The organism is Janibacter terrae (assembly GCF_039636765.1).
Lineage (GTDB): Bacteria > Actinomycetota > Actinomycetes > Actinomycetales > Dermatophilaceae > Janibacter > Janibacter terrae.
In genome coordinates this window covers 1-16,367 of the sequence record NZ_CP144167.1, presented here as the reverse complement: position 1 = coordinate 16,367, position 16,367 = coordinate 1, and the positions used below count along the sequence as shown (strand labels likewise).

Genomic DNA, 16,367 nt, shown 5'->3' with positions numbered 1-16,367 from the left:
CGGACATCATCCCAGACGCAGGGGGGACGGGCCCGGTTGCGCCGCGCGGTTCAGGGACGGTGTCGCTGGTCCGCGGCGACCGCGTCGCAGAACCGGTCGACGTACCCGATGAAGGCGTCGAGGTCCTCGTCGCTCCAGTCGGCGAGCAGCTCGCCGAACCAGGCCTCGCGGCGGGCGACGAGGTCGTCGAGCAGGGCCGTGCCCTCCTGCGTGAGGGCCACGAGCTGGGCGCGGCCGTCGTCGGGGTCCGGGACCTTCTCCAGCAGCCCGAGGCCGACGAGGTGGCTCACCTGCCGGCTCACGGTCGAGGCGTCGGAGAGGTTGCGCTCGGCGATGTCGCCCACGCGGCTCGGGGCGTCGCGCACCGCGACGAGCACGGAGTGGTGGCTCGGCTCGACCGAGGGGTGCACGCGTGGAGCGCGGGCACGCGTCGCGTGCAGCATCCGCAGCATCCGGATGACGCTCAGGCTCAGCTGGCGTGGGGTGGTGGGCACCGGTCCTCCTCAGGTCGACGAAGGGGGCCCCGCGCACCGATGCGGGCGCCGGCCCCCTCGTTGCCTAGATTAGAGGGCATGTCGAGCACGTCGAGCACCCCCCGCAGCACCCCCGTCCCCCTGGTGGTCCTGGGGGTCGTGGCGGTCGCGGTGGTCCTCGCCGCGACGGTTTTCGGTGGCGGCGCGGCACCGCTCGAGCTCGGCGACCCCGGTCCCTTCGTGCGCTGGTCGCTGCCGGTGCTGCGGGTCGTCCACGACGCGGCCGCCGCGGTCACCGTCGGTGCCCTCGTGGTCGGTGCCTTCCTCGTGCCGGAGACGACGAGGACGGCTCGGCGCGAGACGCTCGCCCAGCTCGCGGGCGTGGCGGCGATCGTCTGGTTCCTCGCGGGCGTCGGGCGCCTGCTCACCGACTTCGCCTCGCTGGCCGGCATCCCCCTCACCGACCCGGCCTACGTCTCGCAGCTCACCGCCTTCGTCTGGGACCTCGACAGCACCCGCACGGCGGTCATCTCCTCGCTCCTCGTGGCCGTCGTGGCCCTCGCCGCCCCGCTGGCGAGGACGAAGGGGGCCCTGGCCTGGTGCGCCGGCGGCTCGGTCCTGGCGCTGCTGCCCCTCGCCCTGTCCGGGCACTCGTCGGCGAGCCTGGACCACATGAGCGGGGTCAACGCCCTCGCCTTCCACCTCGTCTCGGCGACCGTGTGGGTCGGCGGGCTCGTCGCGCTCCTCGTGGTCCGCCCTTCGCTCGGCTCGCACGTCGCGGTGACGGTCCGTCGGTACTCGAGCATCGCGGCGTGGTGCTTCGTCCTGCTCGTCGGCTCGGGCCTGCTCGCCGCGTGGATCAACATCGGTGACCTCAGCGGGCTCGCGTCGCGCTACGGGGTCCTCCTCGTCGCCAAGACCGTCGCGGCCGTCGTGCTCGGCGCCCTGGGCTGGTGGCACCGCAGCCGGACCATCGCCGTCCTGGAGGCGGGCGCGGAGGGGGTCGCCCCCTTCGTCCGGCTGGCCGTCGGCGAGGTCGCCGTCATGGCCGCTGCCATGGGTCTGGGCGTTGCGGTGGGCCGCACGCCGACTCCCGGCAGCGCGCCCACCGCTCCGGAGAACGCGATCGTCTACGACCTCAGCGGCTACCCGGACCCGGGGGCGCCGACCGGCTCGAGCTGGCTCACCGCCTGGCAGGTGGACTGGCTGTGGCTGGCCGTCGCGGCCATCGCGATCTTCGTCTACGTGCGCTGGGTCCTGCGGCTGCGCGCCCGCGGTGACCACTGGTCGACGCTGCGCACGCTCAGCTGGGTGGCCGGCTGGCTCGTCTTCGTCTACTTCACCTCGGGGGGGCCGGCCGTCTACGGCAAGCTCCTCTTCTCCTGGCACATGGTCGAGCACATGGGCGTGGCGATGATCGCCCCGCTGCTCATGGTGCCGGGGGCGCCGATCACCTTGGCGCTGCGCGCGCTGCCGGCTCGCAGGGACAAGACCCTCGGTCCCCGGGAGCTCGTCCTCGCGACCGTCCACTCGACCTACCTGCGGGTGCTCGCCAACCCGGCCGTCGCGGCCGCGCTCTTCTTCTTCAGCCTGGCGATCTTCTACTACAGCCCGCTCTTCGAGCTGGCGATGAGCACCCACACGGGCCACGTGCTGATGATGGTGCACTTCCTCGCGACCGGGTACATGTTCACCTGGGTGCTCATCGGCATCGACCCGGGGCCCAGGCGCTGGTCGCCCCTGGCGCTGCTCGTCGTCCTCTTCACGACGATCAGCTTCCACGCCTTCTTCGGCGTGATCCTCACGCAGTCCACGGAGCTGCTCGCGCCGGACTTCTTCGGCCGGCTCAACCTGCCGTGGATGGACGACCCGCTCGGCGACCAGCGCACCGGTGGGGCCATCGCGTGGGGCGTCGGCGAGGCGCCCACGCTCGTGCTCGCCGTCGCGGTCGCCTGGCAGTGGATGCGCAACGACGACAAGGAGACCCGTCGCCGGGACCGCACGGCAGACCGTGACGGCGACGCCGAGCTCGAGGCCTACAACGCGCGACTGGCCGAGCTCGGTCGTCAGGACTGAGCTCGGCCGGTCGGCGCCGTGGGGTGTGGGGTCAGCTGCAGCTGGTCCACTCGGCCTCGTTGCTCTTGGCCGCCCACGTGCTGTTGCCCTTGTAGATGGCGCGGTAGCGGTAGCAGGCGTTGGGCTTCACCGACGTGCTCCACGCGTAGTAGCCGTGGCCGTTGGTCTTGGTGTGACCGGCGTCGAACCAGTAGGTCCCGTAGGCCTGGCGGGCCTGGATGTAGACGTTGGCCGAGCGCAGCGGCCGGATCGAGCTCGACCACAGCTTGGTGAGACGCCCCCTGACCTGGGTGCCTCCGGTGGAGGTCTGGTAGAGCCGCACGCTCGTGCGCACCTTGGTGCCCGGCGTCGCGGTCTGGCGCTCCCAGTTGCTGTGGTCGCCGTCGTACCACGCGTTGCCCTTGTAGACGGCGCGGTAGGTCTTGGAGCGGTCGGGCTTGAGGTCCACGCGGAAGGCGCCGTCCGAGCTGGTCTCGGGACGGGCGATGGTCGTCCACGTGGAGGAGCCGACGTTGCGCGCCTGGAAGACGATGGAGCGGTTGGCGAGCGGTCGGTAGGTGTCGGTCTCGTAGACCTCGCCGCGGGCGACGAGCTTCTCGCCGATGCCGCTCCACAGCGGCTCGACGGTGATCGTCACCGTCGACGAACGCTTGGCGGAGGCCGCGGTCGTGGCCGCCGAGGCCTCGGTCCCGGCGTTCGCGGCGGTGGGGGCGAGCGAGAGGGCGAGGGCGGCCGTGGCGGTCAGGGACATCGCGCGGGTCGGGTGCATGAGGAGCTCCAAGGGTGTGGCGAGTGTGGCTGCTGTGACTCGCGGGGTCACAACCCCGAGTGTGCCCCCTTCCCCGCGTTACGCTGGACCGAAACGCCGAGGAGGGAGGTGCGCGATGGGTGGTGAGGCCGTGTTCTGGATCTTCGTCGTCGTGTTCAGCCTCGTCATGCTGGTCGCCTTCTTCCTCCTCGACCGTCCGCCCCGCAAGCGCAGCATCCCCACCAAGCTCTCGGTCCACACCGATCCTCGTGAGCCGCGTGGCCGTCATGACCCCGCCCCGCGGGTCGACGTCAGAGAGACCGACAGCCGGCTCTGAGCCGGAGACAAGAAGGAGCGCCACATGTACATCGGAGCCGGGATCTTCCTCCTGCTCGTCGGCCTGGTCATCGTCTTCGCCTACAACGGCGACATGACGGTCGTCGGCCTCGACCTCGGGGTCATCGGCTGGATCGCCATCGGTCTGGGCGTCCTCGCCATCATCCTCAGCCTCGTGCTCAACCGCAGTCGTCGCGAGACGGTCGTGCACGACGACCGTCGCTTCTGACGCACCGGGCACAGCCCGAAGGGGGCGCCCCGCCAGCTGGCGGGGCGCCCCCTTCGTCATGTGCCCATCCGGTCAGAAGGCCGACTCGGGCACGTCCATGAGGGTGTTGTCCGTGGCCTCGGCGATGGCGCGCTCGCCGGCCAGGAGCGGCAGGACGTTCTTGGCGAAGAAGCTCGCCGCGGCGATCTTACCCGTGTAGAAGTCCTTGTCCTTGCCCTCCGCGCCGGCCTCGAGGGCCTCGGTGGCAACGGCGGCCTGGCGCAGCAGCAGCCAGCCGACGACGAGGTCGCCGGCGCCGAGCAGCAGACGCGAGGTGTTCTGGCCGACCTTGTAGATGTTGGTGATGTCCGAGCCCTCCTGCTTGGGGTCGGAGGCCATGAGCGCCTGGAACATCGCGCCGAGGATGCCCTGGACGTTTTCCAGGCCCTGGCCGAGCAGCTCGCGCTCGTGCTTGAGCGCACCGCCCTGCGCGTCGACGTCCTGGGCGAACTCCTGGATCTGCATCGCGAGGTGACCCAGCGCCTGGCCGTTGTCACGCACGATCTTGCGGAAGAAGAAGTCCTGACCCTGGATGGCCGTGGTGCCCTCGTAGAGGGTGTCGATCTTCGCGTCGCGGACGTACTGCTCGATCGGGTACTCCTGCAGGAAGCCGGAGCCACCGAAGGTCTGCAGCGACTCGGTGCCGAGGAGGGTCCAGGCCCGCTCGGAGCCCAGGCCCTTGACGATCGGCAGCAGCAGGTCGTTGACCCGGTTGGCCATCGCGGCGGGGGAGTCGTCGGCGATCTCCTCGACGCCCGTCGCGAGCTGCTCGACGTCGACGGTGTCCTGCTGGCTCGACGTGAGCGTGACGAGCGCCCGCAGGCCCTCGGCGTAGGCCTTCTGCAGCATGAGGCTGCGGCGCACGTCCGGGTGGTGGGTGATCGTCACACGCGGCGCGTCCTTGGCGGGCGTCGTCAGGTCGGCGCCCTGGACGCGCTCCTTGGCGTACTCGAGCGCGTTGAGGTAGCCGGTGGAGAGGGTGGCGATGGCCTTGGTGCCGACCATCATCCGGGCGTTCTCGATGACGCGGAACATCTGGGCGATGCCGTCGTGGACGTCGCCGAAGAGGGTGCCGACGGCGGCGTGCTTCTCGCCGAAGGTCACCTCGCAGGTCGTCGAGACCTTCAGGCCCATCTTCTTCTCGACGTTGGTGACGTAGACGCCGTTGCGCTCGCCCAACTCGCCGGTCTCGAGGTCGACGGCGTACTTGGTGAGGATGAAGAGGCTCAGGCCCTTGGTGCCCGGGCCGGCGCCCTCGGGGCGGGCGAGGACGAAGTGGACGACGTTGTCGGTCATGTCCGACTCGGCCGAGGTGATGAAGCGCTTGACGCCCTCGATGTTCCACGTGCCGTCGCCGTTGTCGGTGGCCTTGGTCCGCCCGGCGCCGACGTCCGAGCCGGCGTCGGGCTCGGTGAGCACCATGGTGCAGTGCCAGCCCTTCTCGGCAATCCACTTCGCGAGCTTCTTCTGCTCGTCGGTGCCGAGCAGGTAGAGCAGCTTGGCGAAGGAGTAGCTCGCGCCGAACATGCCGATGGCCGGGTTGGCGCCGAGGACGAGCTCGTTCATCGCCCAGCGCAGCGACGGGGGAGCGACGGTGCCGTCGAGCTCCTCGGGCAGGTCGAGCGACCAGAAGCCAGCGTCCTGGAAGGCCTTGTACGACTTCTTGAAGGACTCGGGCATCGCCACGGACGAGGTCTCGGGGTCGAAGACCGGGGGGTTGCGGTCGGCGTCGGCGAAGGACTCGGCGAGCTCGTTCTCGGCCAGACGCGCGTACTCCTTGAGCATCTCGCGCGCGGTGTCGGCGTCGACCGCCTCGTAGGGGCCCTGGCCCAGGACCTCGTCGCGACCGAAGACCTCGAAGAGGTTGAACTCGATGTCGCGCAGGTTGCTCTTGTAGTGACCCATCGGGGGTGACTCCTGGTCTGCTCGGGTGGGGTAAGCAAGCGCTTACCTCGGCTTTTCATCCATCTTCACCCGAGGTGCGAGCTGTGGCAAGCGGCGGTCGCGGTGACCTGACGCACACGAACGGGTAGCGTGCCGCGGGAACCGAGACCCGTGAGGGGGATCCGCATGTTCGTCTGGGCGTGGGCCGGTCCGACCTTCCTGGCCGCGGGGGCCCTGCTCGTCCTCGCCGGCCTGCCCAAGGTCCTCGACCCGGGTGACCTCGTGCGCGCGCTGCGCTCCGTCGGGGCGCGGGTGCCCCCCTTCGTCGTCCGTGGGTTCGCCGCGGCCGAGGTGGTCGCCGGCGCGGCCGCCCTCGTCCTGCCCGGACGGTGGAGCGCGCTCGCCGTGGCCCTCCTGCACGCCGGCTTCACCGGGTTCGTCCTCCTCGCCCTGGCGAAGGGGGGAGTGCTCGCCTCGTGCGGGTGCTTCGGTCGGGCGGACACGCCCCCGACCCGCAGCCACGCCCTCGTCACCGGGCTGCTCGCGCTCGCCGCGCTCGCGGTCGCGGTGGCCCCGCCCGCCGCCCCGTGGTGGGGTGCGGACATCGGCGGGCTCGCCGTGACCGTGGTGCTCGCCGGGCTCGTCGGCTTCCTCGCCTGGCAGGTCATCGCCGTCCTGCCCACCACGACCGCTGCCGCGATCCGCTCGACCCGGAAGGCCTGACCCCGTGAACCCGCTCCTGCTCACCCTCGTCATCGGCGAGCTCGTCGTCCTCGTGCTCCTGTCGGTGCTCGTCCTCGGGCTCCTGCGCAGCCACGCGCTCATCCTCAAGTCGCTCCACGACCTCGGCGCCGGCCTCGAGCTGGACCGCGCCGCGGAGGCGGCCACCGGCTCGCCCGGGCCCGTCCCCGTCGAGCTCGAGACGGGGGTCGTCGCGCGGGGCCGCGCCGACGGTGCCGGGGTGCCCGAGCTCGTCGGGACGCGGCTGGGTGGCGGCGACGAGCGTCGCGAGGACCTCTCCGGGCGCACCCTGCTCGCCTTCCTCACGACCGGGTGCAGCGTGTGCGCGAGCTTCTGGACCGAGTTCCGGCAGCCGGTCGACGTCCCGGGCGGCGGCCGCTTGCTCGTCGTGACGAAGGGGGACGACGAGGAGTCCCCGTCCGCCCTCGCCAAGGTCGCCCCGCCCCACCTCGACCTCGTGCGCTCCAGCACCGCGTGGGGCGACTTCGAGATCCCGGGCAGCCCGTACTTCGTCTACGTCGAGGGTGGACGCGTGCTCGGGGAGGGCTCCGCGACGACGTGGGCCCAGGTGAGCGACCTCATGGCCCAGGCCGTGGCGGACGACGAGCAGCGGCCGGGTGCGAACGAGGATTTCGTCGACCGGGGCGACCGGGACCACCCGGCGTCGGTCGACGCCGAGCTGCTGGCGGCCGGGATCGGCCCGGACCACCCGAGCCTGCGGCCGGAGCCGCTGCCGGGGCGCGGGGGCGAGCCGGGGCGGGGCGCCGACCCCAGATGACGCCCGTCCTCCTCGGGCTGGTGCTCGGCGTGCCGGTGGCGGTCGTCGCCGCCATCCGCGCCACGTGGTCGCCTTGAGGCGAGTCGATGCTCTCGAGCATCACCCCGCTCGGTGAGCGGGGACGTGGAGCGAGCTGGACGCGCACGGCCGCGGCGTACCTCGTGGGCTCGGTGCTCGCGGCCGGCCTCGTGGGAGCGCTGCTGGGCCTCGTGGGCTCCCTCGTGCCCGACGGCGTGCGGGGGTCGGCGCCGGTGCTCGGCGGGTTCGCGCTGCTGCTGGTCGTGGGGCTCGTGCTCGACGTGCGCTCGGGTGGGCACGGCGTGCCCTCGTGGCGGCGGCAGGTCGAGCGCGAGTGGATCGGGCGCTACCGCGGCTGGGTGACCGGGCTGGGATTCGGCGTGCAGCTCGGGCTGGGCTTCGTCACGATCATCACGAGCACGACGACCTACGCCGTCTTCCTCGCCGAGCTCCTCGCCGGGCGGTGGTGGGCCGGCGCGCTCATCGGGCTCGTCTTCGGGCTCGTGCGCTCGCTCCCGCTCGCGCTGGTGCGCCGCGTGGACTCGCCGCAGGACCTGCACGACGTCTTCGGCGTACTCGGCCGCTGGGAGGCCCCGGCCGCTAGGGTGGCGTGGACCACACTGACCCTGGCCGCGCTGCTGTGCGCCGGCACGGCGGTCGGAGTCTGAAGGGGAGCGCATCACATGGCAGTGACGATCTCGGCGCAGGTGCCCACGGGGTGGCACGTGCGGGTGCGACGGCGGCCGCAGGTGCCCCTGCGCTCAGCGACATCGGGGGCCGGTGACCACACCCGCCCGATCCTCCACGCGGCCTCGCGGCCGCTCCCGACCGATCTCGGGGACTTCGGGGGCGAGCTCATCGACGTCCTCGGCCCGGACGACGGCTTCGTCGCGCTCATCGACCACGGTCCGGAGGTCGCGGGGACGGGGCTCTTCGCCCGGCAGGGGCGCCCGGTCGTCTCGCCCTCGCAGTTCGCCGCCAACCGGCTGGCCAGGTACGTGCCCGGCCGCAGCGCCGGCCAGTGGTTCTTCAGCGAAGGGGGCCACGGCTTCTGCCTCTACGCCGTCACCGGGGCGCACTCGCGCCGGATGGCGGTCGTGCCGCGCATCGCGCGGGTCGTCGCCGGCATCAGGGTCTCCGGGGCCGGGACCGTGGAGGGGGTCCGATGAGCAGGGGGTCGTGGACCGCGCGCCTCGTCGACTCGATCGCCGGACGCCTGCCGGAGGTGTCCCGGCGCGACGTCCTCGTCGGCTCCGCGGTCGCCGGGTCGGCCCTCGTCGTCGACCCCAAGGCCTACGCCCTTCGCCCCGTCTCGGCCTACGCGACCGTCTGCGGCCCCGGCAGCACGGCCTCCTCCGGCTGGACGGTCTTCTGCGCGACGATCAACAAGGGGGCGAACGCCTGCCCGCCTGGCAGCTTCGCGGCCGGCTGGTGGAAGGCCGCCGGCTCCTCGTGGTGCGGCGGCAGGTACCGGTACATCGTCGACTGCAACGCGACCTGCTCGCGGTGCACCACCGGCTGCCGGGACCACATCTGCGACTCCCGCTGCTGGTCCTGCAGCTGCGGCACCGGCTCGAGCGCGACGTGCGACCAGCGCCGGATCTGCTGCAACGCCTTCCGCTACGGGCAGTGCAACACGCACGTCTCGTGCAGCGGCGGCGTCCACTGCCGCGTCGTCAGCTGCACGCCGCCCTATCAGTGGGAGAACTGCACGACGACCTCCCTCGTCGACAACCGCACCTCCGAGCACTCGACCTCGCTCCTGCCGAAGTGGGGCGCGATCTCCTCGCGGTACTACGCCATGGGGGAGCAGCGCTCCCACCTCGGCCACTCCATGGGTCCCGTGCGCTCCGTCGGGGACGGTGTCGGCACCTACGTGCGGTACTCGAACGGTCGCATCTACCACTCGACCCGGGTCAAGCGGGCGATCCCGATCCGCAAGGGCGTCGTGGACGTGCTCGTCTCCCAGGGCTCGGTCAAGGGGCGCCTCGGCTACCCGTCGGGCCTGGAGTACCTCTCGAAGTCCGGGGGACTGACCCAGCGGTTCGAGAAGGGCGCGGTCGCCGGGCCCTCGCTCGGCACGCTCTACGCGGTGTACGCCGGGGCCTGGACGATCTGGGAGGACACCGGCCGCACCTCGGGCGAGCTGGGCTACCCGACGTCCAACCGCAGGACGGTCTCGTCCGGGTGGGTGCAGCACTTCCAGCGCGGCGCGATCAGCCAGCGTGGCAGCGCCCGGGGGGTGCACGTCTCCGGCGAGTTCGCCAGGGCCTGGCGCCGGCACGGCGCGGAGAGCGGCGTGCTCGTGCTGCCCGTGGCCGTCGCGGCCAAGACCCTGCGCGGCAGCCGCCAACGTTTCGCCGGCGGCCAGCTCTGGCGCCTGGGGTCGGGCACGCCTCGCCTCGTCACCACCGCGATGCTCGACGCGTGGGTGGCGAAGGGGGGACACTCCGGCCCCTACGGCTACCCGACCTCCGACACGACCCGCCGCTCCGATGGTCGGTGGTCGTGCACCTTCGAGGGCGGGACGATCGTCATCTGAGGTCTGGTCCGCGCGGACCCGACCGCCGCTCCGGCCACCGCTCCCGGAGGAGCTTGCGCTGCAAACGTCTCGAAGGGACGACTGGTGTCCGTAGCCCTGCATCGGTGGGTTAGCATGGCCGCTGCGCCTCGCGCGCCGGTGTAGCTCAATGGTAGAGCGCCAGCTTCCCAAGCTGGACACGCGGGTTCGATTCCCGTCACCGGCTCTCTTCTCTCCCTTTTCTCCTGTCCTGCGACGGCTAACCTGACCCCCGTGACTGAGGCGGCCCCGGGCGACGACGGCGAGCCCGTCGGCGACGACGCAGCGCCCCGCGGGCTCGACGCCCTGGCGGCGGACCTGCGCGAGCTGCGCCATCACGCCGGGAACCCCTCCTACGCAGAGATCGCCCTGCGCATCGACCGCGTACGAGGCGAGCGCGGGATACCTGCTGGCAGCGCGCGACCCGGACGGACGACCGTGTACGACGCCTTCCGGTCCGGTCGGCGCCGCCTCGACGTGAACCTCCTGCGCGACATCGTCCGGGCACTGGGCGGCACGGAGGACGACGTCGAGGCGTGGACGCAGCGCCACCACGACCTGAGCGTGGAGCCGGCGCCGGTGCGCGAGCCCGCCCCGGAGGAGCCGGAGCCGGGGGAGAGCGTGCCGGAGCCCGCGCCGGAGGCGGAGGCCGCGCCCGCGGCTGCGAAGGGCGATGAGCCGCCGGCCCCTCGACCGCGGCTGCCCCTGCCGGTGCGCCGGCTGGTTGCGGTCCTCGTGGGGTGCGTCGTGCTCAACCTGCTGGGTCGGCTCCTCGTCGACACCCTGCACCTGCCGCTCTACCTCGACATGATGGGCACGGCCGTCTCCGCGCTCGCTCTCGGGCCGTGGTGGGGCGCGCTCGTGGGGGTGAGCACCAATGTCCTCGGCGAGGCCGGCTCCCCACCGGGGGTCTCGTCCGCCTTCACGCTGGTCAACGTCGCGGGCGCCTTGGTGTGGGGGTACGGCGCGCGCCGGTTCGGCATGGCGCGGACCATGCCGCGGTTCTTCGTGCTCAACCTCGTCGCGGCGCTCGTCTGCACGCTCGTCGCGACCCCGACCCTGCTGGTGGTCTACGGCGGGTCGGTCGGCCACTCCGGCGACGAGCTCACCGAGCGCGTCCGGCTGGGCCTGCACAGCCTGCCGGCGGCCGTGCTCGTGATGAACCTGCTGACCTCGGTCCTCGACAAGCTGGTCTCGGGATTCATCGGGCTGACGACGGCCGACGCGATCGCGGGCCCCGAGTGGCGCGGTGATGACCCGTCCCGTCCCCCGGACGGGTCATCACCGGACGTCGTCCGTTCGCCGCGCGTCGGCGAACGGATCCTCCCCCCGGAGGTCACTGGCAGTGCCTGATCGGCGTCCCTCACCGTCCGTGATCGAGGATGCGGCACACGCGGCGCCCGGAGCGACCACTCCGAACAATCCCGAACACCGCCGACCGCAGTTTCCGTCCGAGGAACACCGAGCCCGTGGACGTCGGGGGCGACCTACCTTCGCCCCATGCCAGCAGCCGAACCCGTGACCGGTACCGCCCGCACGAACGGAGGGCCGGGACCCGCGCTGCGGCAGCCTTTCCTCGGTCTCCTCGTCCTGGTGGGCGTCGTCATCGTCTCCCTCGGCCTCATCGCGACGCTCGAATGGCCGACCTTCCGTGACTCGGTCTCCTACTACCTCGTCTGCGCGGTGCCGACGCTCTTCGTCGTCGGGCCCTTCTGGCGGGGAGAGCACCCGCGGGCGCTCACCCGCCTGGCGCAGCCCTGGCGTGGCCTCGCACTGACCGGACTCGCCCTCGTGGTCGCGGCCATCGTGGCCGTCGTGGTCAACGTCGTGCTCGGGGAGGGGCGGACACCCCCTTCGCCCAACGTCGCCCACATCGTCATCATGGCGGTGCCGTTCACCTTCCTCTTCGCGGTGGTGTGGGACGGGTGGCCCTTCCGGCGGATGGGCCACCAGGTCCTGGCGGGCCTCGCGCTCCAGCTGGCCGCCTACCTCGTCGCCGTCGCCGCCTACCTGGCCCTGGCCAGCTACGACTCCTTCAAGGCCGGGCCCGCCTACGTCGCGGCCATCGACCCCGGTGGGCCCTTCGACGCCTGGGCGCTGATGACCTTCGTCGTCACGACCATGGCCGTGGCGCTGCTCCTGCTGCACCTGGACCTCTGGCCGCTCGCCGGCACCCCGGCGCTCGCGGGTGGGGCGCGACGCGCGGGAGCGCTGACGGCGGTCATCCTGGTGGTCAGTGCCCTCGCGATGTGGCTGGGGACCGGTGTCGGGGGCCTGGACCCGCCGACCTTCCTCGTCGGGGTCGCCATCCCCTTCATCTTCGGCTCGATCGTCGTGCTCAACGTCTTCGAGGGGGCTCTGCCTCTGCCCGCTGCCCAGCCCGTGCGAGGCCTCGCCTCCGCCGTCCTTGCGGCCGTGATCGGACTGGTGCTGGCCGGACTGTACGCCGTCCTCGCCACGCGGGTGTCAGGAGATGTGCCCTTCGGTGGCCCCGGGTACCAGGGCGAGGTCTGGCTCGCCTCGGCGCTGCTCGCGGTGACCTTCCCCCTGCTGTCGGTGGTCATCGACTGCTTCGGGTTCTGGCCCGCGCGACGCGCGGTCGCCGACGCAGGCCGAGACGGCTGACGGCGCCGAGGTTAGGCTGGTCAAGACTCAGCTCGACGGGGAGCAGCCCGGCCGAGACGGATGTGGGGGGTTGATCGGGATGAGCGGGACGCTGACCCGGGGGCGCCTGAGCCGCGACCTGATCGTGCGTGCGGCCCTGGCATACATCGACGCCCAGGGACCCCAGAAGCTGACGATGCGGTCGTTGGGGAAGGCGCTGGGCGTGGAAGCCATGTCCTTGTACCGGCACGTCTCCGGTCGCGAGGACCTGCTCGAGGCGGTGGTCGCTCACCTGTTGCGCGGCCTCGAGGATGATCTCGACGTCGAGCTTGTCGACACGTGGCAGGGCTACCTGCAGACGTTCGCGCACGAGGTCCGGCGGGTGGCGACCGAACATCCATCGGCCTTTCCCCTGATCGCGACCCGACACCCGGCCGCTCCCTGGTTGCGTCCTCCGCTGCGGAGCCTGTCGTTGGTGGAGGACTTCCTCCACACGATGATCGGCCACGGGTTCGGCGAGAAGGAGGCAGTGCGCGTGTACCGGGCCTTCAGCAGCTTCCTCCTGGGGCATCTGCTGCTGGAGTCGGTGGTGCGCGGGGCCGAGACCGCTCCGGTGGAGGTGGCGCTCGACGAGGGGCAGGCGTCGATCCCCGAGGGCGACGCCGACATGGACCTGAGCGGCTTCCCGACGGTGGAGCGATTGCGGCGAGAGCTGAGCGAGGACCACTCGAAGGCAGAGTTCGAGATCGGACTGGAGACTCTCATCGAGCGGATCGAGCTGCACATGTCGCAGTGAGGGCGGCCACCGTCGGACTGCTGCCTACATCGGCAAGTCGGCGGCATGGATCATGCGTCGGTGCCGCTCCCCGGCGAAGCCTCCGAGGACTGCTCCGAGGAGCGTGACTGGCGCGGTGGTGACGAGGGGCAGGGGCCTCCCGGTCGCTGCCTGCTGGGGGCGGACGGGGATGCTGGCGAGGACGTCGATCTGGGTCAGCACGTCGAGGCTGTCACCCGCGACGAGACCGAGGGCCGCGAGGACGATTGAGACCAGTGCGGCCCCCAGCCAGACGGCGACGCCCTGCCGGCCACCGCCCGACGAGGCGAGCCGGGCGGCGACATAGCCTCCGACGAGGAAGGCGATGAACAGGATGACGAGCAGCGTCACCATCCGGGCCGGGCCGATGCCCCTGCCGCTGTCGGGGGCGTAGGTCGCTGAGTCGTGCGCTCCGGTCCCGATGGTCACGCCGACGCCGGCCGCGAGGGCGGTCAGGAGGAGGGCCAGGACGACTGCTGTGAGCCATCCGACGAAGACCACGCCGACCTGTGTACCGCCGGGGCTCGTGCACATGATGCTCCTGTGGGCTGCGGTTGCGAGGGGTGACGCGGGCAGTCCCCCACGGCCCGCGTCGGGCCATGGGGGACTGCTGCTCGAGGCTCAGGAGCGGTCGCGCGGGTCGACCCCGTCGGGCAGGTCCGCCTCGATCTGCTCCTTGCGGACCTGCTCGGTGATCTGCTGCTCCTCGGTGACCGTCTCGGTGCCGAGCCTGACCCGCTCGACGGGGACCGTCTCCTTGTTCACCACGACGCGCTCCTGCGTGAGGGTGACCTCGTGCTCCTCCTCGGTGAGCTCGCCCCCGGCCAGCGCCTGGTCGCGGTTGGCGTCCGTGATCGGCTCGCGCTCGAGGCGGACCTCCTCGCGCTGGACGGGCACGGTGGTCGTGACGTTCTCGGTTACGACGTACTTGCGCAGACGCGCTCGTCCGGTGGCGACCTTCTCGGTGCCCACGTCGAGACGTTCCTCGGAGCGAGTCATCGCGTCGTCGGTGTTCGGGCCGGAGGTGTCCTGGCCCTCGCCGACACGCTCGTCGCCGCCACCGGTGTCCTCGATCTCGTAGTACCGGTACAGCCCCGCCTCGTCGTCCGCGTCGAGGTGGCCATCGGCGTCGACCCGCGGTGCGTCCTTGATGACGGCCTTGGTGAAGGCGACCTGGATCTCGGAGTCGTCGCGCACCGTTGCTCCACGCAGGGGGACGAAGGACTCGCTGGTGCCGAACAAGCCGGTGGACACGGTCACCCACTCGGGCCGACCGTTCGCGTCGTCGAGGTAGATCTGCCCGACCTGCCCGACCTTCTCGCCGGACGTGTCGGTGACGATGCCGCCGGAAACCAAGGTGTTGATCTGATCTGTGGAAATCATGCGATCCTCCGTAGGAATAGGTTTACGCGATAAGTCGTGTTGTTTCTCTGGGTTCGCCGGCGCAGCCCGGCTCAGCCTCGGGTGCCGTCGAAGGGAGCGTCGGTGGAGGTGGCGCCCGCAATGGGGTGAGGGCGTGCCCCGCTGGTCTGCATCTCCTCCTTGGCCTGCTGGGCCTGGGCCTTGACCGACGGGGCCTTGGCTGCCTCGTCCTTGATGTTCTGGGTCTCGGTCTCCATCGTGCCGAGGTAGCTCTCCCAGCGCGCCTGCATCGGCTTGATGAGGCCGCCGCCGACGCCGACGACGAGGATGCCGCCGATGGTGGCCAGGACGGTGATCAGGACCGGCAGGGTGACGGTCGTCGCGATGCCGACCTGGTTGAGGGCGGCGATGATGCCCAGGCCCAGGATGAAGGCGGCGGCGATGTTGGCCAGGACCTTGCCGTAGGACAGCCCGCCGAGCGTGTTGGCGATCAGTTCACGCACCGCAGTGGCGATGGCGGCGGCGATGACCACGATGACGATGGCCACGACGATGCTGGGCAGGAAGGCGATGACCCGGGTGAGCAGGTCGCTGATCGGGTTGGGCCCGAAGACCCCGAAGGCCAGCTGCAGCACGAACAGGATCAGGGTGTAGTAGACGAGCTTGCCGACGATGGACGAGGCGTCATACCGGGACGCCGCCAGGGCCCGTTTGATGCCACCGCGCTCGACGGCGCGGTCGAAGCCGACGCGCTCGAGGACCTTGTCGACGGTCTTGCCGATCATCTTGGCGACGATCCAGCCGATCACGAGGATCAGCAGGAACATGACGATCTTGGGTACGTACAGGGCGACCGCGACCCATAGTTCGTTCAGTGCGTTATCCATTGAAAGGACTCTCTTCTCGGCGTTGAGGGCTTCCATGCTTACGCAGTAATCTAAGGAATGCAAACGGTGTAAGCCAACTGATGTCGAAGCCTGCAACGCGCTCTGTGGGTGACCCGGAGCATGGCCGCCCTGGTGCATGTGCCCGGCGTGCTCCCCTAAGGTCGGGCCATGCTGCTATCCGACAGGGACATCCGGGCCGAGATCGACGGCGGGCGGGTCGTCCTCGACCCCTGGGACCCGACGATGGTCCAGCCCAGCAGCGTCGACGTGCGGCTGGACAAGTACTTCCGTCTCTTCGACAACCACAAGTACCCGGTCATCGACCCGGCGGCCGACCAGCCCGACCTCACCCGGCTGATCGAGGTCGAGCCGGACGAGGGCTTCGTGCTGCACCCCGGCGAGTTCGTGCTCGGCTCGACCTACGAGACCGTGACGCTGCCCGACGACCTCGCCGCCCGTGTCGAGGGCAAGTCCTCGCTCGGGCGCCTCGGCCTCCTGACCCACGCGACGGCCGGCTTCGTCGACCCCGGCTTCTCCGGGCACGTGACCCTCGAGCTCAGCAACGTCGCCACCCTGCCCATCCGGCTGTGGCCGGGGATGAAGATCGGCCAGCTGTGCTTCTTCCGCCTCTCCTCGCCCGCGGAGCACCCGTACGGCTCGGGCCCGTACGGCTCGCACTACCAGGGGCAGCGGGGGCCGACGGCGAGCCGGTCCTTCGCGAACTTCCACCGCACGGACATCTGACCCTTCGAGACGGTCGCTGCGCGACCTCCTCAGGGAGCGGTGGGGGCCTCGCTGCGCGACCTCCTCAGGGAGCG

General features: G+C 71.2%; 18 protein-coding genes and 1 tRNA gene. 13 read left to right on the top strand and 6 right to left on the bottom strand.

The annotated features are described in order from the left end of the window. Window positions 1–50 precede the first annotated feature (50 nt). On the bottom strand, window positions 51–494 hold the full coding sequence (locus V3C34_RS00095) for a MarR family winged helix-turn-helix transcriptional regulator (protein ID WP_068328915.1): 444 nt from the start codon (window positions 492–494) through the stop codon (window positions 51–53). A 78-nt stretch (window positions 495–572) separates the two neighbouring features. Between V3C34_RS00095 and V3C34_RS00090 the strand changes: the two genes are divergently transcribed. Beyond that, on the top strand, window positions 573–2,549 hold the full coding sequence (locus V3C34_RS00090) for a cytochrome c oxidase assembly protein (protein WP_338537502.1): 1,977 nt from the start codon (window positions 573–575) through the stop codon (window positions 2,547–2,549). 31 nt (window positions 2,550–2,580) lie between these two features. Here V3C34_RS00090 and V3C34_RS00085 read toward each other — a convergent pair whose 3' ends face one another. Next, window positions 2,581–3,318, bottom strand: a complete 738-nt coding sequence (locus V3C34_RS00085) for a hypothetical protein (protein ID WP_338537503.1) — start codon at window positions 3,316–3,318, stop codon at window positions 2,581–2,583. Between the two features lie 115 nt (window positions 3,319–3,433). On the opposite strand from V3C34_RS00085, the gene V3C34_RS00080 reads away from it, so the two are divergent. Further along, window positions 3,434–3,634, top strand: coding sequence for a hypothetical protein (locus tag V3C34_RS00080; RefSeq protein WP_068328922.1), 201 nt, complete (start codon window positions 3,434–3,436; stop codon window positions 3,632–3,634). Window positions 3,635–3,658: 24 nt separating this feature from the next. Next, complete coding sequence (locus V3C34_RS00075) at window positions 3,659–3,862, top strand: DUF6458 family protein (protein ID WP_068328924.1); 204 nt, start codon at window positions 3,659–3,661, stop codon at window positions 3,860–3,862. A 72-nt stretch (window positions 3,863–3,934) separates the two neighbouring features. On the opposite strand, the gene V3C34_RS00070 is transcribed toward V3C34_RS00075, so the two are convergent. Next, window positions 3,935–5,806: an acyl-CoA dehydrogenase gene (locus V3C34_RS00070; RefSeq protein ID WP_084449842.1), complete on the bottom strand. Its 1,872-nt coding sequence runs from the start codon at window positions 5,804–5,806 to the stop codon at window positions 3,935–3,937. Between the two features lie 165 nt (window positions 5,807–5,971). Here V3C34_RS00070 and V3C34_RS00065 point away from each other — a divergent pair, with 165 nt between their 5' ends. The 9 genes from V3C34_RS00065 (at window position 5,972) to V3C34_RS00025 (ending at window position 13,282) form a co-directional block, all read left to right on the top strand. Further along, a complete protein-coding gene (locus V3C34_RS00065) occupies window positions 5,972–6,508 on the top strand; it encodes a MauE/DoxX family redox-associated membrane protein (protein ID WP_068328933.1) in 537 nt (178 codons plus the stop codon). 4 nt (window positions 6,509–6,512) lie between these two features. Beyond that, window positions 6,513–7,304, top strand: coding sequence for a hypothetical protein (locus tag V3C34_RS00060; RefSeq protein WP_346007755.1), 792 nt, complete (start codon window positions 6,513–6,515; stop codon window positions 7,302–7,304). A gap of 86 nt (window positions 7,305–7,390) precedes the next feature. Continuing rightward, complete coding sequence (locus V3C34_RS00055; RefSeq protein ID WP_068328939.1) at window positions 7,391–7,990, top strand: hypothetical protein; 600 nt, start codon at window positions 7,391–7,393, stop codon at window positions 7,988–7,990. Between the two features lie 15 nt (window positions 7,991–8,005). Further along, window positions 8,006–8,491, top strand: a complete 486-nt coding sequence (locus V3C34_RS00050) for a hypothetical protein (protein WP_346007754.1) — start codon at window positions 8,006–8,008, stop codon at window positions 8,489–8,491. Then, window positions 8,488–9,864: an LGFP repeat-containing protein gene (locus V3C34_RS00045; protein WP_068328945.1), complete on the top strand. Its 1,377-nt coding sequence runs from the start codon at window positions 8,488–8,490 to the stop codon at window positions 9,862–9,864. The genes V3C34_RS00050 and V3C34_RS00045 overlap by 4 nt, the downstream gene beginning before the upstream one ends. A 134-nt stretch (window positions 9,865–9,998) precedes the next feature. Continuing rightward, window positions 9,999–10,069 (top strand) — tRNA-Gly (locus tag V3C34_RS00040). Between the two features lie 47 nt (window positions 10,070–10,116). Further along, complete coding sequence (locus V3C34_RS00035) at window positions 10,117–11,235, top strand: ECF transporter S component (protein ID WP_346007753.1); 1,119 nt, start codon at window positions 10,117–10,119, stop codon at window positions 11,233–11,235. 147 nt (window positions 11,236–11,382) lie between these two features. Further along, window positions 11,383–12,507, top strand: coding sequence for a hypothetical protein (locus tag V3C34_RS00030; RefSeq protein ID WP_169702042.1), 1,125 nt, complete (start codon window positions 11,383–11,385; stop codon window positions 12,505–12,507). 79 nt (window positions 12,508–12,586) lie between these two features. After that, window positions 12,587–13,282: a TetR/AcrR family transcriptional regulator gene (locus V3C34_RS00025; RefSeq protein WP_068328957.1), complete on the top strand. Its 696-nt coding sequence runs from the start codon at window positions 12,587–12,589 to the stop codon at window positions 13,280–13,282. A gap of 24 nt (window positions 13,283–13,306) precedes the next feature. On the opposite strand, the gene V3C34_RS00020 is transcribed toward V3C34_RS00025, so the two are convergent. The 3 genes from V3C34_RS00020 to V3C34_RS00010 form a co-directional block, all read right to left on the bottom strand. Continuing rightward, window positions 13,307–13,834 carry a hypothetical protein gene (locus V3C34_RS00020; protein WP_068328959.1) on the bottom strand — a complete coding sequence of 176 codons (528 nt, stop codon included), beginning with the start codon at window positions 13,832–13,834 and terminating at the stop codon, window positions 13,307–13,309. 87 nt (window positions 13,835–13,921) lie between these two features. Next, entirely contained in the window at window positions 13,922–14,683 is a 762-nt protein-coding gene (locus V3C34_RS00015) for a DUF2382 domain-containing protein (RefSeq protein ID WP_068328961.1), read from the bottom strand. A gap of 71 nt (window positions 14,684–14,754) precedes the next feature. Then, window positions 14,755–15,549: a mechanosensitive ion channel family protein gene (locus V3C34_RS00010; RefSeq protein ID WP_082807728.1), complete on the bottom strand. Its 795-nt coding sequence runs from the start codon at window positions 15,547–15,549 to the stop codon at window positions 14,755–14,757. A gap of 168 nt (window positions 15,550–15,717) precedes the next feature. On the opposite strand from V3C34_RS00010, the gene dcd reads away from it, so the two are divergent. After that, window positions 15,718–16,293 (top strand): dCTP deaminase, encoded by a 576-nt coding sequence (dcd, locus tag V3C34_RS00005; protein ID WP_068328965.1) that lies wholly within the window; start codon window positions 15,718–15,720, stop codon window positions 16,291–16,293. Window positions 16,294–16,367: the final 74 nt, after the last annotated feature.